The 22,018-nt window shown below is 60.4% G+C and carries 23 protein-coding genes and 1 pseudogene; 20 read left to right on the top strand and 4 right to left on the bottom strand.

Going from position 1 to position 22,018, the window contains the following annotated elements; all coding sequences use genetic code 11:
• Positions 1–94: 94 nt before the first annotated feature.
• Positions 95–220 carry a hypothetical protein gene (locus AC0L27_RS34035; protein ID WP_473322103.1) on the bottom strand — a complete coding sequence of 42 codons (126 nt, stop codon included), beginning with the start codon at positions 218–220 and terminating at the stop codon, positions 95–97.
• A 279-nt stretch (positions 221–499) separates the two neighbouring features.
• Between AC0L27_RS34035 and AC0L27_RS34040 the strand changes: the two genes are divergently transcribed.
• The 4 genes from AC0L27_RS34040 (at position 500) to AC0L27_RS34055 (ending at position 4,342) form a co-directional block, all read left to right on the top strand.
• Positions 500–964 (top strand): DUF2840 domain-containing protein, encoded by a 465-nt coding sequence (locus tag AC0L27_RS34040; RefSeq protein WP_473322105.1) that lies wholly within the window; start codon positions 500–502, stop codon positions 962–964.
• The gene (locus AC0L27_RS34045) at positions 964–1,470 is read left to right on the top strand and encodes a S26 family signal peptidase (protein WP_473322106.1); all 507 of its coding nucleotides are present in this window, start codon (positions 964–966) and stop codon (positions 1,468–1,470) included. The genes AC0L27_RS34040 and AC0L27_RS34045 overlap by 1 nt, the downstream gene beginning before the upstream one ends.
• Before the next feature lie 3 nt (positions 1,471–1,473).
• Positions 1,474–2,373, top strand: coding sequence for a lytic transglycosylase domain-containing protein (locus AC0L27_RS34050; RefSeq protein WP_473322108.1), 900 nt, complete (start codon positions 1,474–1,476; stop codon positions 2,371–2,373).
• Positions 2,374–2,614: 241 nt separating this feature from the next.
• Positions 2,615–4,342, top strand: a complete 1,728-nt coding sequence (locus tag AC0L27_RS34055) for a relaxase/mobilization nuclease domain-containing protein (RefSeq protein WP_473322109.1) — start codon at positions 2,615–2,617, stop codon at positions 4,340–4,342.
• A 43-nt stretch (positions 4,343–4,385) separates the two neighbouring features.
• On the opposite strand, the gene AC0L27_RS34060 is transcribed toward AC0L27_RS34055, so the two are convergent.
• Both AC0L27_RS34060 and AC0L27_RS34065 read right to left on the bottom strand, forming a co-directional pair.
• Entirely contained in the window at positions 4,386–4,655 is a 270-nt protein-coding gene (locus AC0L27_RS34060) for a hypothetical protein (RefSeq protein WP_473322110.1), read from the bottom strand.
• A 318-nt stretch (positions 4,656–4,973) separates the two neighbouring features.
• Positions 4,974–5,603 (bottom strand): polysaccharide deacetylase family protein, encoded by a 630-nt coding sequence (locus tag AC0L27_RS34065; protein ID WP_473322112.1) that lies wholly within the window; start codon positions 5,601–5,603, stop codon positions 4,974–4,976.
• A 5-nt stretch (positions 5,604–5,608) separates the two neighbouring features.
• Here AC0L27_RS34065 and AC0L27_RS34070 point away from each other — a divergent pair, with 5 nt between their 5' ends.
• The 9 genes and pseudogenes from AC0L27_RS34070 (at position 5,609) to AC0L27_RS34110 (ending at position 13,136) form a co-directional block, all read left to right on the top strand.
• A complete protein-coding gene (locus AC0L27_RS34070; RefSeq protein ID WP_473322114.1) occupies positions 5,609–5,938 on the top strand; it encodes a hypothetical protein in 330 nt (109 codons plus the stop codon).
• A 353-nt stretch (positions 5,939–6,291) separates the two neighbouring features.
• A pseudogene (locus AC0L27_RS34075) lies at positions 6,292–6,525 on the top strand (aspartate 1-decarboxylase); the annotation flags it as partial.
• Between the two features lie 166 nt (positions 6,526–6,691).
• Positions 6,692–7,930 (top strand): serine hydrolase domain-containing protein, encoded by a 1,239-nt coding sequence (locus tag AC0L27_RS34080; protein ID WP_473322115.1) that lies wholly within the window; start codon positions 6,692–6,694, stop codon positions 7,928–7,930.
• 311 nt (positions 7,931–8,241) lie between these two features.
• Complete coding sequence (locus AC0L27_RS34085; RefSeq protein ID WP_473322117.1) at positions 8,242–8,451, top strand: hypothetical protein; 210 nt, start codon at positions 8,242–8,244, stop codon at positions 8,449–8,451.
• Between the two features lie 85 nt (positions 8,452–8,536).
• The gene (locus tag AC0L27_RS34090) at positions 8,537–9,220 is read left to right on the top strand and encodes an aspartate/glutamate racemase family protein (RefSeq protein WP_473322119.1); all 684 of its coding nucleotides are present in this window, start codon (positions 8,537–8,539) and stop codon (positions 9,218–9,220) included.
• A 356-nt stretch (positions 9,221–9,576) separates the two neighbouring features.
• Positions 9,577–10,527 carry a LysR family transcriptional regulator gene (locus AC0L27_RS34095; protein ID WP_473322120.1) on the top strand — a complete coding sequence of 317 codons (951 nt, stop codon included), beginning with the start codon at positions 9,577–9,579 and terminating at the stop codon, positions 10,525–10,527.
• A gap of 312 nt (positions 10,528–10,839) precedes the next feature.
• The gene (locus AC0L27_RS34100; protein WP_473322121.1) at positions 10,840–10,929 is read left to right on the top strand and encodes a hypothetical protein; all 90 of its coding nucleotides are present in this window, start codon (positions 10,840–10,842) and stop codon (positions 10,927–10,929) included.
• A gap of 107 nt (positions 10,930–11,036) precedes the next feature.
• A complete protein-coding gene (locus AC0L27_RS34105; protein ID WP_473322122.1) occupies positions 11,037–12,683 on the top strand; it encodes a thiamine pyrophosphate-binding protein in 1,647 nt (548 codons plus the stop codon).
• 321 nt (positions 12,684–13,004) lie between these two features.
• On the top strand, positions 13,005–13,136 hold the full coding sequence (locus AC0L27_RS34110; protein WP_473322173.1) for a hypothetical protein: 132 nt from the start codon (positions 13,005–13,007) through the stop codon (positions 13,134–13,136).
• 68 nt (positions 13,137–13,204) lie between these two features.
• Here AC0L27_RS34110 and AC0L27_RS34115 read toward each other — a convergent pair whose 3' ends face one another.
• The gene (locus tag AC0L27_RS34115; RefSeq protein WP_473322124.1) at positions 13,205–14,362 is read right to left on the bottom strand and encodes an aminotransferase-like domain-containing protein; all 1,158 of its coding nucleotides are present in this window, start codon (positions 14,360–14,362) and stop codon (positions 13,205–13,207) included.
• 1,045 nt (positions 14,363–15,407) lie between these two features.
• On the opposite strand from AC0L27_RS34115, the gene AC0L27_RS34120 reads away from it, so the two are divergent.
• The 7 genes from AC0L27_RS34120 (at position 15,408) to AC0L27_RS34150 (ending at position 22,014) form a co-directional block, all read left to right on the top strand.
• Positions 15,408–17,384, top strand: coding sequence for a conjugal transfer protein TraG (locus tag AC0L27_RS34120; RefSeq protein ID WP_473322125.1), 1,977 nt, complete (start codon positions 15,408–15,410; stop codon positions 17,382–17,384).
• Between the two features lie 10 nt (positions 17,385–17,394).
• A complete protein-coding gene (locus tag AC0L27_RS34125) occupies positions 17,395–17,817 on the top strand; it encodes a CopG family transcriptional regulator (protein ID WP_473322126.1) in 423 nt (140 codons plus the stop codon).
• Between the two features lie 388 nt (positions 17,818–18,205).
• Positions 18,206–18,868, top strand: a complete 663-nt coding sequence (locus AC0L27_RS34130) for a ribbon-helix-helix domain-containing protein (protein ID WP_473322128.1) — start codon at positions 18,206–18,208, stop codon at positions 18,866–18,868.
• Between the two features lie 73 nt (positions 18,869–18,941).
• Positions 18,942–20,261 carry an MFS transporter gene (locus AC0L27_RS34135; protein ID WP_473322131.1) on the top strand — a complete coding sequence of 440 codons (1,320 nt, stop codon included), beginning with the start codon at positions 18,942–18,944 and terminating at the stop codon, positions 20,259–20,261.
• A gap of 246 nt (positions 20,262–20,507) precedes the next feature.
• Positions 20,508–21,428 carry a P-type conjugative transfer ATPase TrbB gene (trbB, locus tag AC0L27_RS34140; RefSeq protein WP_473322133.1) on the top strand — a complete coding sequence of 307 codons (921 nt, stop codon included), beginning with the start codon at positions 20,508–20,510 and terminating at the stop codon, positions 21,426–21,428.
• Positions 21,425–21,751: a TrbC/VirB2 family type IV secretion system protein gene (locus tag AC0L27_RS34145; protein ID WP_473322135.1), complete on the top strand. Its 327-nt coding sequence runs from the start codon at positions 21,425–21,427 to the stop codon at positions 21,749–21,751. The genes trbB and AC0L27_RS34145 overlap by 4 nt, the downstream gene beginning before the upstream one ends.
• Positions 21,751–22,014: a VirB3 family type IV secretion system protein gene (locus AC0L27_RS34150; protein WP_007600323.1), complete on the top strand. Its 264-nt coding sequence runs from the start codon at positions 21,751–21,753 to the stop codon at positions 22,012–22,014. The genes AC0L27_RS34145 and AC0L27_RS34150 overlap by 1 nt, the downstream gene beginning before the upstream one ends.
• Positions 22,015–22,018: the final 4 nt, after the last annotated feature.

Here is a 22,018-nt window from a genome sequence, read left to right on the forward strand (position 1 = left end):
CGACGAACGCTTCCAGGCCGACGCGCTTGAGATGAATTCCTCATTCTGCCAGCAACAGTTCGATCGCGTCCGGATCGGTGTCCGGCTTCGCCTCTCAGGCGACCTTGCCGTCGCCGTCGATGACACAAATGTTCGACGCCTCCAGCGACACGTCGAACCCTACATAGAAGTCCATCATGCGCCTCCGTTGCCGACTGCCGGAACGCACCGCGCGTTTCATTCGCGAATCGTTGCGATGCATCATCGTCGCAATGCGACCGGCAATGGGGCACCGGTCAGTACCCCGGCAAACCTGGAATCCTTCGGACTCCTTCTAACGAATTGGAGCACTCGGCTGCGATCCTTAACAGCAGCAGGAGCGTTGCAGCGCTTCGACAAGCCGATCATCGGCGCTTCATCACAATCGTTCTGCCGAAACCAAGGCGCTGACGTCGATGCGCTGGCGACAGCGTACCCGTTGGCATGTCCAACATTCCTCTCAAAACTATGGAGTGGCCAGGTGAGCGACCTCACAACTGTAGAACTCTTGTGGCTCGAGAAGCGGATCGAGAACCGAATCCGGTTCGGCAAGCCTGTATCGGAGAAGATCATTGACCGGCACCGCCGCATTCTCTCGTTTGTGCCCGGCAGCATCTTTGCGTTCGTGCGCTGGACCTCCAATGATTTCGGAACCATCCTGTCTCGCATCGACATTCTGCGCGCGATCACGCCGGGACAGCGGTATTCGACCGTGCCTTGGGTCAGCCCCGGCGGCGAAAGCCTGCTGCGACTGGCTGGCTGGCGAAAGGTCGAGCGCGTTCTCCAGTTGATCGACGCCGTGGAGTCACTCGGCATCGATCCAGCCGATGCGGCCCCTGAATACTGGCATCACGTCCACAACCGTCTTTCCGTCAACGAAACGCCACGACCTTATACGCGTGCGCGCCACCAGGGGTGGCTCCACCGCCGCAGGATGGTGTTCTGATGGGACGGCTAAGGATCATCCTTGCGATATCTGGAGCCACAACGCTCGCGCTTTGGCCGGTCACCGACACCTCACTATCGTACATCTGGAACGCTTCCGAAAGTGTGCCGATCGGCCTCTACCGTTTGCAAGGGACCGCACGATTGCACATCACTGAGCTCGTGGCCGTTCGGGCACCAGAACCGCTTGCGAGCTTCCTCGACTTCAACGGCTATTTGCCGAGCGGTCTTCCGATGCTCAAGCGCGTGCTGGCGTTGCCCGGACAAACCGTCTGCAGAACGGGACTCGCAATCGTCGTCGACGGCATCGACATGGGACAGGCACGCGAGCGCGACCGCCGTGGCAGGCCGTTGCCGGCCTGGCAGGGCTGCCGGGTCGTCGCTGAGGACCAAGTGTTTCTCATGAACTGGCAGTCGGCCGAATCCTTGGACGGCAGATATTTCGGACCGCTCCCGAGATCCGCCGTCATAGGGCAAGCGGTACCGGTGTGGACCAGGGAGGACTGACAAATGCCGGCATTTCTCCACTGGATTGCGGTTTCTCTATTCGACCGATCGCACCGTCATTCCTCCATCCCGGCCGAATTGTCGGCAATCGGCGCCCCTCGCCGCCGTCTCGCGCCGGCTCAGTGCCGGCCGGGAAGAGCTCTGTCCTTGGCGGCTGTCCGCGCATTGCTATCTCGAGCCGCTGCGTGCTTTTTGGCAATTCTGCTGACGTTCGGAGCGCCATCGGCCGGGAGAGCGGAGGTTGGATCGCGCGCACAAGCTGCGCGCTCTTCAAACCAGCTTCCAGGCCTGGCATATGCCGCGTTCGTGACCGAAGCCGCGCATCGGTTCGCGGTCCCGGAGCGTTGGATCCGTGCTGTCATGCAGGCCGAAAGCGGTGGTAATGCCCACTCCATGTCACCTCGGGGAGCGCTCGGGTTGATGCAAATCATGCCCGCGACCTGGGTCGAGCTTAGCGTTCGTTACGATCTCGGTATCGATCCGTTTGATCCTCACGACAACATCATGGCTGGGGCAGCGTACCTTCGCGAGATGCTCGATCGTTTCGGATCAGCAGGGTTTCTCGCAGCCTACAATGCTGGACCAAAACGGTACGAGGAGCACCTCCTGGCCACCGGTCGAGCGCTTCCGGATGAAACACAGATCTACATCGCTACACTCGCACCATTGATCGGTATTGAGCAGCGCAACAGCGGTGGTTCGGCTGCCAGACGCTTGGCGGCGTGGCAGCAAGCGCCACTCGTTATTGTGCGGTCCAAGAGCTTGTCGACTGACACAAACTCGGCATCCGGTGTCCGCACAATGAATTCGTCGAAAGCACCGCCTAGGGCGGGTGCAACTGCACTCGTCCCTCGCGCGACGGGCCTGTTTGTGCGGCGATCAGACCAGGTGCAGTCCCGATGATCGCAATCGCATTTCGTCGCATGATGTCGAAGCCAGTCGCAACTTTGAGAGTGGTGGGCAGAGAGCTGGGAGTGAGCGACCGGGGAGGGCAGGATAAAAGCCGCAAGGTGCGGCCGGTCGGTTGTCGGCGAAACTGCATCGATTTCAATGATCCGGAAAACATTGCGAATGGCCGACGCAACTTGCGATTTGCGGCAACTCACCGTTGTCGCTCGGTTTTCGACACGTTCCGGCGGGCAAGATGACCGGTAACGACGATTTCCGCATCCGCCCAGGCCGCATCCGTTCGACGCGCGCGCCTCGGACAAAGCCGTTCTTGGCGCAGGCGCTCAAGGCTGCTCAGAAGGCCGGCGGTCTCTCGCGGGGCAGCCTCAGCCGTGGCAGCAAGTTTGGGCGCGGTCGCGCGGCGAGCCTTGCAGCGACGCGGCTCCTCAACAACCGCGCGCGAACCGCCATGGTCAAGGCGCGGGTCGTGCGCCGGATGCGTTCGCCGGGCGCGCTGCGCGCGCATATCGGTTATCTCCAGCGCGACGGGGTCACCCGCGATGGGACACCGGGCAAGCTCTTTGACGCAGCGGGCGATGACGCCGACGGCCGCGCGTTCGCCGAGCGCTGCGAGGACGACCGGCATCACTTCCGCTTCATCGTCTCGCCCGACGATGCGGGTGAACTCGCCAATTTGCGCAGCTTCACGCGTGAGCTGATGGATCAGGCCTCTCGCGACCTCGGCACGCCCCTTGATTGGCTTGCGGTCGATCATTGGAACACCGAGCATCCGCACATCCATATTCTCGTGCGCGGCCGGGCCGATGATGGAAAAGACCTCGTCATCAGCCGCGACTATCTCGCAACTGGCTTGCGCGCCCGCGCTGGCGATCTCGTCACGCGCGAGCTTGGCCCGCGATCGGAACTCGAGATCCGCCAAGTCCTTGAAGCGGAGGTGACGGCCGAACGCTGGACCAGGCTTGACCGGGCGCTGGCTCGGGAAGCTGGCGCGGCGGACGGAGTGATTGATTTGAGGCCAGACCGGGATGCCGGGCGCGATCCGTTAGGGGGGATACGAATCGGGCGGATGCGGACGCTCGAGCGGCTCGGCTTGGCGGAGCCTGCGGGGCCTGCACGCTGGGTACTCCCCGGGGACGCGGAATCGCGTTTGCGTAACCTGGGCGAGCGCGGCGATATCATCAAGCGGCTTCACAAGAGCCTCGCGAAAGACGGCGCCGCGCGCGCACCATCATCCTGGGCGCTTGAAGCCGAACGCCACGGCGAGCCGATTGCCGGCCGTCTCCTCGCACGCGGCCACGATGACGAGCTGAAGGGCACGGCGTTTGCCATCGTCGACGGTGTCGACGGTCGCGTGCATCACCTGAAGCTTTCGGAGATAGAGGCGGCCGGCGATGGGCCGATCGGTGGGATTGTGGAGCTCCGGCGGTTCGAGGACGCGCGTGGCCGAACACGGATCGCGCTCGCGGTACGCTCCGAACTCGCCATTGACCAGCAGGTCGCAGCGGAAGGCGCGACGTGGCTCGACCGGCAGCTTGTGGCGCGCCAATCTGCCGATTTCTCGCGCGCCGGTTTTGGTGCCGAGGTGCGGCATGCGCTTGATCGGCGCATCGACGTGCTGGCAGGACAGGGGCTGGCACGTCGGGCGGGAGACAAGGTGATGCTCGGCCGCAACTTGATCGAGACACTCCGCCGCCGCGAACTCGAGGGGGTAGGCCGGCGTTTGGCCTCCGAGACGGGGCTGGCATACTTGCCTGCGGAGGCAGGCGAATCCGTTTCCGGAATCTATCGCCGAAGGTTACCACTTGCGTCGGGCCGCTTTGCCATGATCGACAATGGCCTCGGCTTTCAGCTCGTGCCCTGGGTACCCAAGCTAGAGCGCGAACTGGGTCACCAGGTGAACGGTATTGCTGGTCCTGGAGGGGTGGACTGGAGCTTTGGTCGGAAGCGCGGACTTTCGATTTGATCCGCCGATCTCTGCGGGGATCCGTGATCTGGCGGCCAATCGTTCAGTTTAACATCGCTTTGAAGCGCTCGACGGTACCACTGCGGGCACCAAGCTCCTCCAGGCGCGCTCTGCCGGCGTCGGTCACGCGGAAGACCTCGACCTGCCCACCACAAGCCGGATCTCTTATCTTGCCCTTGAGCACGACCCAGCCTTTCCTCAACGCGCGCTCCTTGGCAGCAAGACGATTCAGATTTTTGTCCCGAACCGGGTTAGCCACCTCGCCTCCGCTCGACGCGGCCAAAAAAAACAGATCGGCCATTGCATCGTTCATTCCTTTCATCTCCGTGCTGCAAGATATGCGCTTTGGGTTCGGTCGTCGGCTTCACGAGTCCCGTTTCATAAGCGATCGTCGAAGCAAGATGCGGGCCATTTTTGAGACTCCTGCTGCGGCACAAAGGGCGCACTAGGAATGTCGGCTGGAGCCGATGCTTCTGCTCCGCCAGAGTGAGAGCCGTCGTCGCGTCCAGCGAGGACACCAAGATCGACAAGCGATCGTGTGGCGGTCGCCAGCTCAGGCAAGAGCGGCCTTTCACTTTGACACGCTAATTCTGTGGCGCGGTGTGCGCGCCACCGCGACCCGGGGCCACGATCAACGGGCCATCTCGGCGTTCGTCCTGGCCGAGGCCGCGGGTGTCAAATGCACAACCCGATAGCCCTTGTCATGCGGGTAATGCAGGAAGCCCCGTATCATCGCGGCGGTGCAAGTCTGGCATGCTCGCCCAGAAGTCAGCGCGAAGATGCCGCGCGAGTGCAGGGACTGGAGCATCGCAGGGGCGCGTCGAAATAAGGGAAGCGGAAGAACGGTCTCGACGGGATTGTTTCGATACGTCCTGAGCGCCATTTCATCAGCCGCAATACCACGGTCGATATCTCCCTTTGCCTGTTCGAAAGGCACCTTTGACATCATTGGATGCCACGAGCTGTGGTGCGCAATGGTGTCGCCTTTGGAGGCGATGCGCCGGACGAGTTCAGGAAATTGTGCGGCGGATCTGCCGACCAGGAAAAGAGCGGCCCTGACACATCCCCGCTCGAGTGCCGTCAGAACCTCTTGCGTGTTCGGCGGCCGCGGCCCGTCGTCAAGGGTGAGAACGACCTCGTAGTCTGCCAGAGGAAGGATCTCTGGAAAACTCCCGAAGCCGACGCGTGGATGGGCGTTCGCATCGAACAGCGAGCACTCGCGAAGTGCCGAGCGCACCTGGCTGCGGGCAGTTAGCTGCAATCGCCATGGCGATGCTGGCGATTAAATCTTCGCACGCTCATCCGATGCCGGTTCGAGGGCTACGTCGCCACCGGACAGCAAAAGCACGGCACGGCCACGACAGAAAGGAAGCTCAAATCCGGCACACTGATCGCCAGAACGAGTACAAAGCTCAAGCGCGCAGGCTATCGAAGCCGGTATCGATTGCGAAAACAGATCGTCAAGCCCGTTTTCCGCCAGATCAAGCAGGCAAGAGGCTTCCGCTAATTCCTCCTGCGCAGCATCGACAAGTCAAAGCCGAACGGGACATGATCTGCATCGCTCACAACCTCGCAAAACTCGCAGCCGAACGCTGACGAGAAACTTGTCTCCCCAAAAAGCCGCTTCAGAACTCGCATCGCTTGATCCCAAGTCCATTACTCGGACAGGCTCCTAGCAGTCATTTACGAGCCAAGATCCTAAGGGCTCGGCGCGGCAACTCACCAGGGAAAGAGCTTAATCCTGCGAGGAGGAACTGCGTTAATGCGGTAACGGCCGCTTGATATGTGCGCCTTTGACCAGAAGTCGTCGATTTTCTGCTTAAGGGAGCACGTACAGTTTCAGTAGTAGGGGGAGCCCCGCAATTTACTAAGGGGTCCAATTGCGACTGGCGTGGAAGCGAACGATGGCCGGAAGAGCGCACCTGATCGCAGAGAATGGCAGCCTGCCCGGCTTCCTGATCAACGAGCGTGTCGAGATCTACAATGATAAGGGGGCGCGATTTGCCACCTATGTCATTGAAGCGCCTCCAGGATCCGGCGCCATAGACCTGACCGGTGCGGCAGCCCGGTTGGCATTGCCCGGAGACAAGATCAGTATTGTTGCAAATCCCCCGTTTGATGCGGCAGTAGCGAAGCTCTTCAGACCGCGCGCGGTGCGAGTGGACCGGAACAATCGTATTTTGCTGGGTTGGGCGCGGAATCCCAAAGCCAATCTCTTTTGCCCAAGACGACGAGATAACGCTTCCTTTGCGATCGCTGGTTCATCCGCGAGGGAACGAATGAATTCGACCCGTTCGGAAAGAATACCGACTTCGGCGCGGCGACAACCTGAGGATAGGACGACTGTGAATGAGCATGCTTGAATTCGACGGACATCAGTACCTTGACGGCCGCGCGTCTGATCCGCGGGAGCTCGGCTGGATGCTTGGCGCGCCGCCACCGGCTGACAAGCGCATCACTTTCGAAAGCGATGCTTTTCTCGATTTTCCACAGATCCGTTGGTCGCTGTCGCACATGCGCGAGCTCGGGGCGACGGTCAACGTGTGGCGCGGCCGGGGCGGGCCGTCGCCGCTCGGGCGCAGCGACAAGGCCGCCGAAATTGATGTGCTCACCTTTAACGACGTGCACAGCCGCAACCGTCGCTTCGACGAGGCGTTATTGGACACCTATACCGATGGCATCGTGGTGCTGCATCGCGGGTGCATCGTGTACGAGCGCTACTTCGGGGCACTCGAACCGCACCTTCCGCATGCGTGCCACTCGATCACGAAATCGTACGCCGGCACGCTTGCCGCAGCGTTCGCGCACGAAGGCGTGTTCGACGATTCGAAGCCGATCCCGCATTACCTTCCCGAAATGCGGGGCACAGCGTGGGACGACGCCACCTTGCGCCAGGTGATGGACATGCAGACTGGCCTGGCCTTCAGTGAGGACTACGCCGATAAGCATTCGAGCATCCGCGAGTATCACAGTGCCTCCGGCAGACGGCCACGGCCGGTCGGCTACAACGGTCCGCAGACCTTGTGCGACTACCTGCGCACTTTGAAGAAAGAAGGCCAGCACGGCGAGGTGTTCGCATACAAATCCGTCAACGCCGAGGTGATGGCTTGGGTTATGACGCGCGTGACAGATCGCTCGTTCGCGCAACTGCTACATGAACGCCTCTGGGCCCCGCTCGGCTGCGAGGAGGATGGGTATGTCGGCGTTGATTCCGCGGGCATGCCACGGGCAAGCGGGAGCATGTCAGCATCACTGCGCGACCTCGCGCGTTTCGGTGAGCTGATGCTTCGCGAGGGCGAGTGGAATGGAAAGCAGCTCATCCCCGCGTCCGCCGTGCACGATGTGCAAAAGGGTGACCACCCCGCCAAGCTCCCCTCCGGCTACTCGTACCGCAGCATGTGGTGGGTGACACACAACGAGTTCGGCGCCTTTGAAGCCCGTGGCATCCACGGCCAGCGCCTCTATATCGCGCCCAAAGCGGAGATGGTGGTCGCGCGCTTCGCGTCGCATCCGGTGGCGTCGGCCGCCGCCAGCGATGTAATTACTATGCCGCAGATGTTAGCTCTGGGGCGGATGTTGCGCGCGTAGCCTGTAAGACGAGCAAGCGCGTGCCGGCGTGCACCACCTTGAGTCGATGCCGCACGCAGGTCAGATTATCCGCGATGCGATTGGCAATGAACATCTCCTTGAAGTCATGTTGCTTCGCGGGAGCGATCCTGGAGCTAGATCATGTGAGTGATATTCTCCATCCCGGCGTCCCCAAAGCCGTTTAATTGGTTACACAGGAGTGATTTGATGAAACAGCCTCTACTCTTCCCGCGGCCGTTTCCCGTCGACGAACTCCGCTCGCGCCTCGCAGCATTGCGCGCTGCCATCCTCGCACCAGTGATTTCACCCGCGTGTTCCTGGGTGACAGCGACTGGCAGCTGCTGCAAAACCAGGTGTTCCATATGTATACTTCGGCGCATGGCCTGCCGTTTAGCGAAACCGTCGTCGTTACTCCGAAGGGCGCCAAGCGCCTGACGAAAATGGAGCGCAAGCTTTTCTACTGCGAGGTCTATCACCAGAAGCCGATCCATGACCGTCGCAGCCGAACCATGATCTGTTAAACGCAGCAGATCGCACAATGGCGTCGCCGACCGGGTTGCCCTGAAAAGCAATCATTAGCAACATACTCTCTGAAGGAGATTCAACGTGAAAATTTTAGGGATTCTGTCCCTGTTGAACAGCGGCGAATATCACGGGAACCATCCAGACTTTGGTCTGGGGGTTGGCCATCCGAGCCGTTATGAGTCCTCGCCAATATTGAGAAAAATCCCAGGAGGATGGGCCCGCGATGTTGTCTTAGGTGACCCTGCATTAGAAGGTGAGTATGTAAAAGCCGCTCAAGAGCTTGTACGACAAGGAGCCGACGCAATCACGTGTGACTGTGGTTTTACGGTGCGGTACCAGCAGGCGATTGCAGCAGCCGTGTCGGTGCCCGTATCGACTTCAAGCCTGCTTTTGCTTCCAACCCTGCTTGCCAATGTGCCTGCGAGCAAGAAGGTCGCGGTACTCACTGCGGACTCACAATATCTAGATGCCAGCATCTTTGCGAGGCTGGGTATCACAGACCCATCGCGCTTGGTCATCGAAGGGCTGGAGGGTACAGCGACCTACGACTACCTGTTGGCCGAGAAAGGTAATGTACATGTCGCCGACGTTCTAGCCGATATCGACGGCATCATTGCCCGGGTGCAAAAGCATGACGACGTTGCAGCTATTCTATGCGAGTGCACAATATTTCCGCGAGTCTCGCCCAGAATACGAGGGGCCACCGGATTGCCAGTCTATGACGCGGCCAACAACGCAGCGCTCCTTATGGCAACGGTCGGCTAACAATGTATCTACCGTTACCATGGTACTCGCAGAGCTGCCGCTATAAGCGGCGGCTTTTTCCAGAAACGCCGCTCAAGCTTGCGACCCCAAATCCAATAGTCCGATGCTCGAATAATAGAGGCGGAGGCCGCACATCATCGTCATTCACTGGCCAAACGAGAGTGGAATCTGCGTGATGGTCTCGGCGGGAGACGCACTTGTGCCTCAGCATCGGACAATGCGGACGTATATCCGGCGGCCTTAAGATAGTTTCAGCACTCCTGAGGCTTGAACAAGTCACAGATCTCCGATGGTACGCCACACTTCAGGCGCTGGGGCTTCGGCTTTGCGCAACTGTGAGATTTGAGAGGGTCAGCTTGGAGTTGCGGCAGCTAAAATACTTCTTAACAGTCACAGCGGCCGGTTCCCTGTCCAAGGCTGCAAGCATCGCTGGTGTCGCACAACCGGCCCTCAGCCGACAAATACGGCAACTTGAGGAAGAGCTTGGTGTTCAATTATTCTACAGGCACGGTCGTGGTATTCGCGTAACCGAGGAAGGTGCTCAATTTCACGCTTCCATTGATCCCTTGCTGCAAGAATTGGATCAAATTAAGTCTGATCTCGGTGAGGCAGCCCGTGTCCCCGTCGGGACTATTACCTTCGGGATGCCGCCGTCGATGAGCGCCGCGATCGGCGCTGAAATCGTGAAGCAATTCTTTTCCCTCTACCCGCAAGTTAAGCTGCACTTGGTCGATGGTCTCTCGGGCTATGTTAATGAGTGGCTTGCCGCTGGTCGCGTTGACATGGCGGTGATTAACAATGCGCGCAAGGCGCCATACATTCGCATGGACCCGCTTCTTGAAGTTGATCTTCTCTTGTTTGGGCGGAAACCCGAAATCGAGGCACTGGCGCCAAACACGGACGTCTTTCCCACGCGGGATCTCGTTGGCTTGCCGATGTTGCTCGTCGGACGAAACCATGGTCTTCGCCGCGAGCTGGACGGGGCCATGCAAACGCTCGGGGTCGAACTCGATGTCAAGGCAGAAGTGGATGCATTGAGTCCTTTGAAGCAGTTGGTCCGGGAAGGCTATGGTTTCACCGTTCTGCCGCACGGTGTCATCCTGCCCGAAATGGAAGGCAACGATTTCGGCTTTCGTCGTCTCGTCGAGCCCGAGCTTAGCCAACGGTTCATGTTGGCTTTTTCTCTGCAGCGTCCGACGACGCTCGCAATGCGTGAACTGGCAAGGCGGGTGCGGGTCGAGCTTGCGAAAGCGGCCGTTGACGGTCGGCTGGTCGGACGAATGGATCGCTCATCTTGGATGAGGTGAAATCGCCGCCCTATTCATAAAGAGCATAGCTTCTTTTCGGTCAAACCACCTGCCGCGCTACGGCGAAAACGTCGAAAGTCCCAGCGTGGTTTAGGAGTTCTGGGATGCTGCCTCAAATTGAGATCAAGGACAAAGAGCTGTTTCGGCAGGCTGCCTTGATTGACGGGGCGAACCGCTCCGAGTGCGGACTAACGGCCTATTTCTATGGCCAAAGACTCAGCCGTGTCTGGCGGATGTTGGAGGCGCTGGAGTTCGGCATCGCCGGCATTACCAGCGGCGTGATGTCCACCCGAAGCCGCGCCGTTCGGCGGTGTGAAGCAGTCTGGAATCGGACGCGAGGGCGGTTCCGAAGGTCTGCGGGAGTTCACCGAGTCCAAGTACGTCTGCACCGGCGGAATCTAATCAGAACACACGTTCCACACGGTTGTTTGGAACTACGTATGACGTGTTTGGATACGAGCGACGAGCAGAATAGCTTGATCTGCCGCTAGCCCATTGGAGCTTCGAACGTGACCACAGTTGGCGAACTCATCGTCGAGACCTTGGCTGCGCATGACATTGATCGCGTATTCTGCGTCCCTGGCGAGAGCTATCTCGGCCTGCTTGATGCACTTTATGGTAGAAGTGACATCGATACAGTCGTATGCCGCCACGAGAGCGGAGCGGGCTTCATGGCACTAGCTGACGCCAGGCTCTCGGGACGGCCTGGCGTTGCCTGCGTTAGCCGAGGACCCGGGGCTTCGAATGCCACAATCGCGGTGCATACAGCTCAGCAGGACGGAGTTCCATTCATCCTTTTGGTTGGGCAAGTCGCCGCGCGCGACGTTCGCCGGGATTCTTTTCAAGAGATCGACTATGACGCGATGTTTGGCTCGATTGCCAAATGGACGGCCGAAATAACCGATCCCGAACGTGCTGCAGAAACAATGCTGCGCGCCCTGCAGACTGCGACCACCGGAGTTCCGGGGCCTGTCGTTGTGGCCATACCAGAAGATGTTCTGATAGCCAAATGCTCAACAAAGGTAGTAAGGCCTCAGGCGGCGATCACTTCTGCGCCAAGCGCGGCATCGCTGACCGAGTTGCGCAATCTCCTGACCTCGGCAAAGCGCCCGCTGGTCATCTCGGGCAGCGGTATCGAGAAGCCCGGTGAGCGCGAAAAGCTTCTCGCTTTCCTCGAAGCCTGGGAATTGCCCTCGGTCGTTTCTTTCCGCTGTCAGGACCTGCTTCCGAACAACCATCGCCTTTATGCGGGTGATATGGGCCTGAGCAATCCAGCGTCTCAGATGGGTGCGCTGAGGCAGGCAGACCTGATCGTGGTGTTCGGTGCTCGCCTGAGCGACATCACCACCCAAGGCTATACATTCCCGGATCTGGTGCGGCCAGCCCAGAAGTTGGTCCATATTCACAATGCCCCGTCGGTCATTGGGACGCACTTCGCGAGCGATCTTTCGATCGCTTGCTCGCCGGTGTCCTTGATCGATACTTTGGGGCGGCCGGATGGCGTGCTTCCCGACCGCTGCGACTGGATTCAAAAGCTCGGAGCGGAACGTCGCAAGATTGCCGCGGTGCGTAGCTTCGATGTCGATGATGGGGTGCCTTTCGAGCTCGTCGTTGATCACGTCGGGCGGCATCTTTCGAAAAACGCCATCGTTACGCTCGATGCCGGCACTTTTGCCGCGCCGGTGTACCGAGTCATCGAGTTTCGGCCTCCGCAGCGTTTGATCGCCCCAATCTCCGGCGCCATGGGGTTCGGAGTACCTGCAGCAGTCGCAGGTTGCTTACGTGAGCCGGGGCGCGACGTGGTCTGCTTTGTCGGTGATGGCGGCTTGCTGATGACTGGTAGCGAACTGACAGTTGCGATCGAACGAAAGCTGCCGCTTAAAATCATCGTGTCCGAGAACCGGGTATACGCCTCCATCAAAATTCACCAGGAAAAAAGTTACCCCGGACGGAGCATCGGAACGAACTTTGTCAATCCTGATCTTGATCTGATGGGTAAGGCGTTTGGTTTTCCTACGACACGGATCAGGACGGTTGCGCAGCTCGCGTTGCTAACCGAGATCCTCAAAGCTCCCGGACCACATTTCGTCATCGTGGATACGAGCGTGAAGGCCATTCTGCCCAAACCGGCCCCAGCACGTGACGCTGCCGAGTGAATTGCTAGAATTCCGACATTCGGCGGTGACGTCAGTGCCCTTGCCAAGCGTGCGGGCAACGAGCGCTTGGCCTATGACTCGTACCGGCGCTTCATTGCCATGTATTCCAACCCTTGATCTGCCTCACCACTAGTCCGAGGAACTGCTCGACGAAGGGCTACAATCTCGACAGGTATCTCATTGCCGCGCCGTGCGCGAGATCATCCTCGCCGATGACGGGGCCGGCGGCCGCGCCGCGCTCGCGAAGCTCCTCCTCATGCAGCGCAAAGACTTCACCGAACTCTTCACCACCGTGAGCAGGCTGCCGGTCACGATCCGTCGGTGCACGAGTTCCTGCCGCTCTCGGAAGTGGAGATGGAGGAAATCGGAGGACGCGGCGCGCCGAGAGAAGTCGAAGTGCCGCACGAGGTGCACGAGTTCAACGCGTTGCCCGGTTTCCGCGGTTGCCGCTAGTTAGGACGTGAGAGACCTCCAGATCCTGAGATGCAAGCCCGCGCCTTGTCGGCACACGCTGTCCTCTGCTATCTTGGATGGGCTGCTTCGGTCGGAATATCGGCAACGGACGTCCGCGATTTTGATCTCGTGGCGAGGCAGCGTTTGATGACCGTCGCGAGCGTGCGAACGCCGTACCGAGCGGTGTCTTCATCCATCGAGCAGAACGGCAAACGCAGAAACGGTGTCGGCTGCGCGTCGAGAAAGAAGCCCGCACCATCGGAGAGATCGACACCAGCAAGCCTTGCTTGCGTCCGCAGTTGCTCCGGATCCATAGGATCCGACAACGTCACGCCAACGAAGAATCCACCCTCAGGTTTAGTAAAACGATGGGAGGGCATGAACTCCTCCAAGGCCGAGACCATTGACTCTGCCCGGGGGCCATACAAGCGTTTCAGACCCGCGACTTGCTCCGGGAGATACCCGCGGCGGAGCCATTCGCCTGCAACCGATAGAGCGAAATTGCCTGGAGTGACATAGGTGTTTTCTGCCATCTTGCTTGCAGCTGCGATGGTCTCCGGTGTCGCGATGAGGTAAGCCGCCCTTAGTCCTGGCAAAATGATCTTCGAAAAAGAATTAAGTTGGACAGTGACGTCCGACCCGATGTCCAAAAATGAAGGCTGCTGCGCTCCCTTGTAGCGGAGCAGACGGTAAGGGCTATCCTCTACGATCTTGAAGTTGCCTCGTCGGGCGAGGCTCACAAGATGGTGGCGCTTTTCGGCCGACCACACGCATCCCGACGGATTCTGGAAGTCAGGAACTGCGTAGAAGAAAAGCGGCGAACCCTGGGCAGCCTCTTCCAAGGCTTCAATGGACGGACCGTCGTTGCCCACCCGAACGTTGACGATATTCGCGCCGTAGTAACGCAGCAGATGAAGGATTCGATCGTAGCAGGGTTCTTCGACTAGAATCGTCTGCCCCTTCTTCAGCCAGATCCGGCACAGTATGTCGAACAGCGCAACGGACCCATCACCGACCATGACACTTTCCAAGCTGACGCCATGATGATCGGCCAACCATTCCCGAATTTCCGAGGGACCGGTCGCAGGGCCATACTGGAAGGCGGCCACGTCAGGCTTTGAAGCAAGGGATTCCACACACGCTTTAATTTGAGCGCGCGGGAAGGCGGCTTCCGCTGGGACACCGCGCGCGAAATTGATCCGATCAGACATAATCGCTTCCTTCATAAAGGGCTTCAATCCCCGACCGCAGAAGCCCCAGATCGGCCTACCGGCCGACCGTGTAGGTCGCGGCCACTGCAAGCGGCCTGAATAGTAGCAGTTTGGAGTCCCGCAAATGGAGAGTTTGTCGACTGCTATCAGCTATGCCTGAGCGCTATGGCTCGCCTGATTAGAGCTATGGCGGAAGGTGAGGGATGTTGCATTGAGGAAGGCGGCGGTTCTGTGTTCGCTGGTAGAAAATGTCTGGAATACCGAATCGCGCCTCTGAAGGGACATGACAGCCCAGGTTTTATGACACGGTTGTGAGGCGTGGGCGATCCTAGCGCCTCTCTTGCTCGCCAGAACTTCCTGCAGCCGCCCCGTAAACGTTGCTCGGGTGCTCGATGCTTTGTTGTACATCTCGCGCGAGCCAACCCTGGCGCCTGCTGCCGCACATATTCCGCGCATACGAGAGCGTTCTGCTGTCTATCCGGCAGCCTCAAGCTGAACGGGACTCAGCTAACCGAGCGTCGAATGACGCTGCGCGGGATTGCACAACAACGTTTAAAAACGCCCACAGGACCGTTTCTTCGCGAGGTTCTTTATCGGCCTCGTTTTTGGTTTGGTCACCGAGTTTGCGTTCATGGGGGCGACAAGGCTGGTTATGTCGTTTTTCGCTGCACGCTCCCAGCATGGATGTTCGACCGGACGGCATGCCCTGAGCGTTGAAGGATTGAACGCCATCAGCTGCCCTGCTTTTCGGCACATCCAGAGCCTCTCCCGACCAGAATCGGGGAGAGGGCCATGTCAGTGCCAGGGAACAGATACCGACACGGTCGACAATCGCGGCCGTCGCGCCAGATGGATCTGTTCGTGAGCGACCCTCGCTTGAGCGCGAATTGGGCAAACGGGTCGGCGGCATCGCCGCTGCCGGCAGGGTCGATTGGAGCTTTGGGCGCAAACGGGGCCTGTCGCTCTGACCCAGCCGATCTCTGCGCTGCGACGCGCGCGACTGCGATGCGTGGGAGACTGTCGTTGTGCGCGGACATGGATGGTGTCACATCGCCATCCCATGTCCGCGACAAAAATCATCTGGCATCAGGTGATCCTGGTCTGTCTGGTTGTGCTCACCCTCCTGTGGGCGGCGACCGAATGGACCGCTTGGCGGCTTGCCTTCCAGCCGCAGCTTGGACCCGCCTGGTTCAGTCTCGGGGGTTGGCGGATCTATCAGCCGGCTGCCTTCTTCGCCTGGTGGTTCAAATTCGATGCTTACGCGCCGGTGATCTTCCTTGAGGGCGGCGCCATCGCCGCAAGCGGCGGAATTGCGGCAATCGCGCTGGCAATGATGCTCTCGGTATTGCGGGCCCATGAGGCGAGGGACGTCACCACCTACGGCTCAGCGCGCTGGGCCGATTCACGCGAGGTCAGGCGCGCAGGGCTGTTGGGGCCTGATGGCGTCGTGCTCGGACGTTTTGAGGGGCGCTATCTCCGGCATGACGGACCGGAGCATGTGCTCTGCTTTGCTCCGACGCGCTCGGGCAAGGGCGTGGGCCTTGTCATCCCGACTCTTCTGACCTGGCCGGCCTCCACGATCGTTCATGACATCAAGGGCGAGAACTTCCAGTTGACTGCCGGCTGGCGCGCGCGATTTGGGCCAGTGCTCCTATTCGACCCGACCAATCCGGCCAGCGCTGCCTACAACCCGCTTCTTGAGATCCGTCGTGGTGATTGCGAGGTGCGAGATGCCCAAAACATCGCCGATATCCTTGTCGACCCGGAAGGGGCACTCGAACGCCGCAACCACTGGGAAAAGACCAGCCACTCCCTGCTTGTCGGCGCAATCCTGCATGTCCTATACGCCGAAGCCGACAAAACCCTCGCAGGCGTCGCCAATTTCCTGTCTGATCCCTCCCGCCCGATCGACGCTACGCTTAACGCCATGCTCGCAACCCCGCATCTTGGAGGTAGCGTTCATCCCGTTGTCGCTTCGGCCGCGCGCGAGCTTCTCAACAAGAGCGAGAACGAGCGCTCCGGCGTGCTCTCAACCGCGATGAGCTTCCTGGGGCTCTATCGCGATCCGGTGGTTGCCAAGATCACCGCGCGAAGCGATTGGCGCATCCGCGATCTCGTCGACGGCGCCGAGCCCGTCTCACTCTATCTCGTGGTGCCTCCATCCGACATCGTCCGCACCAAACCCTTGATGCGGCTCATCCTCAACCAGATCGGGCGGCGGTTGACCGAAAGCCTGGATCCAGACCGGCGCCGGCAAAAACTCCTTCTGATGCTCGATGAATTTGCAGCGCTCGGCCGGCTCGACTTCTTCGAGAGCCAGCTCGCGTTCATGGCAGGCTATGGCATCCGCAGCTTTCTGATCACCCAGAGCCTCAATCAGCTCGAACGCGCCTATGGGCCGAACCATGCCATCCTCGACAATTGCCACGTCCGGATCGCCTTCTCGACCAATGATGAGCGTACCGCCAAGCGCGTCTCCGACGCGCTCGGAACCGCGACCGAGTTGCGCGCCATGAAGAACTATGCCGGGCACCGTTTAAGCCCCTGGCTTGGACATCTCATGGTGAGCCGTCAGGAGACCTCGCGGCCGCTGCTGACGCCGGGCGAGGTCATGCAACTTTCGCCGAAAGATGCAGTCGTGATGATTTCCGGGGTGCACCCGGTGCGCGCCACCAAAGTCCGCTACTATGAGGATCCGCAGTTCCAGCGACGTGTGTTGAAGCCGCCCCGTTTCGAACCGCGTACCTTGTCCGCAGGACCGGATGACTGGTCGGCCGGCGCTCCAATTCCGCCATCAGTCGAGCTACTGACCAGACGCAAGCGCAGGAGCGACGAGGCGAACGGTGGTTTGCGTCGCGAGCCGGAATTGCCGAAACATGAGGAGATCGAGGTCAAGGCGCCGCTCGGCGAACACGAGTTCGACACCGACCTCGATGAGGGTGATGCCGATGCCGTCCAGGCACAAGCTCTAAGCCGCTCGATGCAGGGCGTTGCGCGGACCGTCAGCCTCGACGCGGACGATGGGATGGACCTATGATCGGGGCAGCGTGAAAAAGATTCAGCTCAGTATCTATCTCGATCCGGAAACCTTCAAAACCCTCGAGGCCTTCGCACAACGCCGGGGGCAGCCCAAGTCCCTGGTCGCCGAGGCAGCGATTGCCGCCTTTCTTTCTCCCGATGATTCCGATCGGCGCGAGGCGGCGATCGCCAAGCGTCTGGATCGGATCGCGTGCGTGCTCGAGCGCCTCGAGCGCAATGGTGGCATCACGCTTGAGACCATCGCGCTCTTCATCCGTTTCTGGCTGACCTCAACGCCGGCGCTCCCCGAACATTCGACGCCCGCCGCGCGCGCCAAGGGCGCGGAACGTTACGATCGCTTTGTTGAGGCGCTCGGACGGCGGCTTGCAAGCGGATCCACCGTCCTGAAAGAGGTGAGCATCGACATGCACGCCTCTGAGACGCCCGAGTAATCAGTACGCGCGCCCCAAATGCCCCCTCGCAGCTTGTGGCAATATGCGGCGCTGAATCAGACAAGCAGACTGCAGGTCGGCAGCACGCCACGAAGCAACAAGCGATCGGCGCGTCACTCCAGGCGCCCGAGCCCGCTGCAACAGCCCGTTAGCTGCGCGCGAATGACACAGGCTTACAAATCCCGCTCTTCTTGAGACCGCCTTGTCTTTCTTTGGCTACGCCAGACTACGACGCAGATGTCGGTGCGGTTGAAGTGACGTTCGGATTGGCCCTTGTGTCAAGGCCATCATCGCTGGGGGCGATTCAGCCGTTTCGATTCCGAAATCGACGCCGCGCGTGCCGCGGTGCGCGGGCAGGTCGCGGCCGCAAATTGGGAGTGAACAAGCAGTGCAAGTCGATGGAGAGCTTGGAGGCCAGCCCAACTCGATTGTGAATCAAGCCGACAGCGATGCGCAGCCGAGCCCGAACGAAGGAGCGCGAACCAAGAAGGTTACCGTTCAGCTCTCCGAGAGCATGTTTCAGCGGCTTGAAGTTGCGACCGAACGCCCGGGCCTCGGCAAGAGCATGGTCGTCGAGACGGCGCTTGAACGATTCCTGATGCCTGCACCGCCCATCGAGGGGCGCGTTCATGAGGCTCTGGACCGGATAAATGGCCAGATGGCCAGGCTCGAGCACGAGATCGCGATCATCGCCGAGACCGTAGCCCTGCATGCGCGCTATCACCTCACCGTGACGCTGCCCATGCTGCCATCCGGGCAGCGGGAGGCGTGCCTGCTCGGGCAGCAGCGTTTTAAGGTATTGGCGGAGCAAGTCGAACGGCGGGTACGGCTCGGTCAGCCATTGATCCAGGAGACGATCGATCGGCTGGGCAGGCGCGGTCGACCTGCCGGTGAAGCTCTTGGCGGCGCGTCACAGCGCGCGGCAGAAGAACAGCCAAGAAAGGAAGGTCTGTCCGCAGTCGCGGCGGATGGAAACTCCGAGCCGAGCGCTGCCGCCATGGAGGGCGGCAGCGCTCCAAACTTTCGAAACCTGCCCAACTCCTTTTGTTAGGCCGGCCGCCAGAAGCGTGCGGAACGAGCTTGGGTCGCAAATATTGCCGGTGGCACGAGTTGAGCCAGTTCCTGTGTGGCGGCTGATCGCGTGCGTGTTTCTTCCCTTCGCGGCCGGGTACTACCTTTCGTACCTGTTCCGGACGATCAATACACTCATTGCTGGCCGCCTCGCCTCTGATCTCGGGCTTAGCGCTGCCGATATCGGGCTGCTCACGTCAATCTATTTTCTGGTCGTTATGGCGGCCCAGATTCCGATCGGCATGTTACTTGATCGCTTTGGGCCGCGCCGGGTCCAGAGCGTGCTCTTGGCTGTTGCTGCAGGGGGTGCCGCGCTCTTTGGGCTATCGACGGGATTCTTCTCGCTTCTTTTTGCTCGCGCGATTGTCGGACTTGGGAGCGCAGCAGCCCTGATGTCCGGGCTAAAAATCATTGTCCTCTGGTTTCCAAGAGAACGTTTGGCGCTGATCAATGGCTATATGATCATGCTGGGCTCATTGGGCGCGGTCACCGCAACGGCTCCTGCGGAGGCGCTGCTGGACTGGATCGGATGGCGGGGTCTATTCGGCGTGCTGGCCGCTGCAAGCGCGCTTGCTGCCATGTTGATCTATCTCGTGGTTCCCGAACGAACCACTGGGCCACAGGGCACCAGGACGCCCGCCACTCTGAAAACCGTCTACTCGGATGCGCGGTTCTGGAGAATGGCGCCCTTATCGGCGACCTGCATCGGGTCCGCTTGGGCACTGCAATCCTTATGGGCGGCGCCCTGGCTTTCCGATGTGGAGAGGCTGGATCGAACGAGACTCGTCAACGAATTGTTCGTGATGGCGGTCGCTCTGAGTCTCGGCGCTCTGGTCTTGGGCGTCCTTGCCAACTGGGTGCGCCGTCGGGCTAAGAGGACCGAGGCTCTGTTTGGCTTGGTCGCGGCGATGTTGATTGTGGCGGAGCTTGTGCTGATCCTGCATCCGCCCTGGCCATCACTCCTGCCGTGGTGCGTGCTGTCGATGGCCGGATCAGCCACTGCTCTGACCTACGCCATCATAGCGGATTATTTCCCGCCCCAACTGGTTGCGCGCGCCAATGGCGGTCTCAATGTCCTGCAGTTTGGCTGGGCTTTCGTCGTGCAGTACGGGACGGGACTGGTTCTGGAGCAATGGCCTCTAGAGGCGGGGCATTATCCTTTAACGGCCTATCAGACAGCGTTCGGTGTGAACGTTTTGCTGCAGGTGGCAGCGCTGGTCTGGTTCGCCGCCGTCCCGTGGCTCGATCGCCGGAAACGGAAGACTGGCGCTTCGGTCACAGGTCAACCGGCGGCGGGCTGGAACTCGGTTGAGGCCGTTATTCCACCAGCCGAACTCGCCATCCTGGAGGCGGATGATCATGCGGAGTGGTGAGGGCAGCATATCGCCGGGCTGATGTCCGGGATCATGATGTTCGGCGCGTCAGAAGCGATCGTCCCGAATCTTTCTTCTTCTACGCCAGACTACGATTGACACGGTCTCATTGTTGCTGTCGCGCAGGTTCTGCTTTTTCTAGTTGTCCTCATGTGAGGCGGCTAGACGCTAGCTGCCTCGGTCAACCGGGGGGCGGTCGTGGCGATCCATTCATTTCATTCGGAAGCCGAGTTGCGCGGAGCGCGCATGCTCCGCACGGCGCTGGGGCCTGCCATCGCGGGCTTTCTGGAAGATCCGTCGATCGTTGAGGTGATGCTGAACCCCGATGGCCGGCTGTGGATCGATCGGCTGTCGAGCGGCCTGACCGATACCGGCGAGAGTCTATCCGCTGCCGACGGCGAGCGAATTGTCCGGCTGGTCGCGCACTATGTGGGCGCTGAGGTTCATGCCGGCTCGCCCCGAATCTCGGCTGAGCTGCCGGAGACCGGGGGACGCTTCGAAGGCCTGCTGCCGCCGGTGGTTGCAGCGCCGGCCTTCGCAATCCGCAAACCTGCGGTCGCCGTGTTTGGGCTGGACGACTATGTCGCTGCCGGCATCCTGAACTTGGAGCAGGCGAACGCGCTCCGCGATGCGGTCGCTACACGCAAGAACATCCTGGTCGCGGGCGGCACATCGACGGGCAAGACGACGCTCACGAACGCGCTTCTGGCGGAAGTGGCCAAAGGTTCGGATCGCGTCGTTCTCATCGAAGATACGCGAGAGCTTCAGTGCACGGCGCCGAACCTCGTGGCGCTGCGGACCAAGGATGGCGTCGTCTCGCTGTCCGAACTTGTGCGCTCGTCGCTTCGCCTGCGCCCTGATCGTATCCCGATTGGCGAGGTGCGCGGAGCCGAGGCGCTCGATCTGCTCAAAGCCTGGGGGACTGGACATCCCGGCGGTGTCGGCACGATTCACGCCGGCACCGCGCTTGGCGCGCTCCGCCGGCTCGAGCAGCTCATCCAGGAGGCCGTCGTCACGGTCCCGCGCGCGCTGATCGCCGAGACCATCAACGTCATCGCCGTGCTCTCTGGCCGTGGTGCCGAACGGCGTTTGAGCGAACTCGCTTCTGTCACCGGGCTTGGGTCATCAGGCGACTACACCCTTTCGAAAATCGGAGATCAGTCATGAACGTACGATCATCTATCAGGCGAGGCTTCACGTCAGTTGCGGCATTCGCTTGTCTGTACCTGGTGAGTAGACCGGCCTGGGCCGCCGGCTCGAACATGCCCTGGGAGCAGCCGCTTAACCAGATCCTGCAATCGGTCGAAGGACCCGTGGCCAAGATCATAGCAGTCATCATCATCATCGTGACAGGTCTTTCGCTCGCATTCGGTGACACCTCGGGCGGCTTCCGGCGGCTGGTCCAGATCGTGTTTGGTCTGTCGATCGCATTTGCCGCCTCGAGCTTCTTCCTGTCGTTCTTCTCGTTCGGCGGCGGGGTGGTGATCTGATGGATGAGCCAGTCCCGGGCTTTGTCGCCCCTGTCCACCGTGCGCTGACCGAGCCGATCCTGATGGGCGGCGCACCGCGATCGGTTGCCATTCTCAACGGAACATTGGCCGCAGCACTCGGCCTCGGTCTGCGCTTGTGGCTGGCAGGCCTTCTGCTGGCGTTCATCGGCCACATGGCCGCGGTCTGGGCCGCAAAACGCGATCCGGAATTCGTCGAAGTCGTGCGCCGGCACGTTCGTGTTCCCGGTCACCTCAGCGCTTGAGAAT

Source organism: Bradyrhizobium sp. Ken51 (assembly GCF_055807435.1).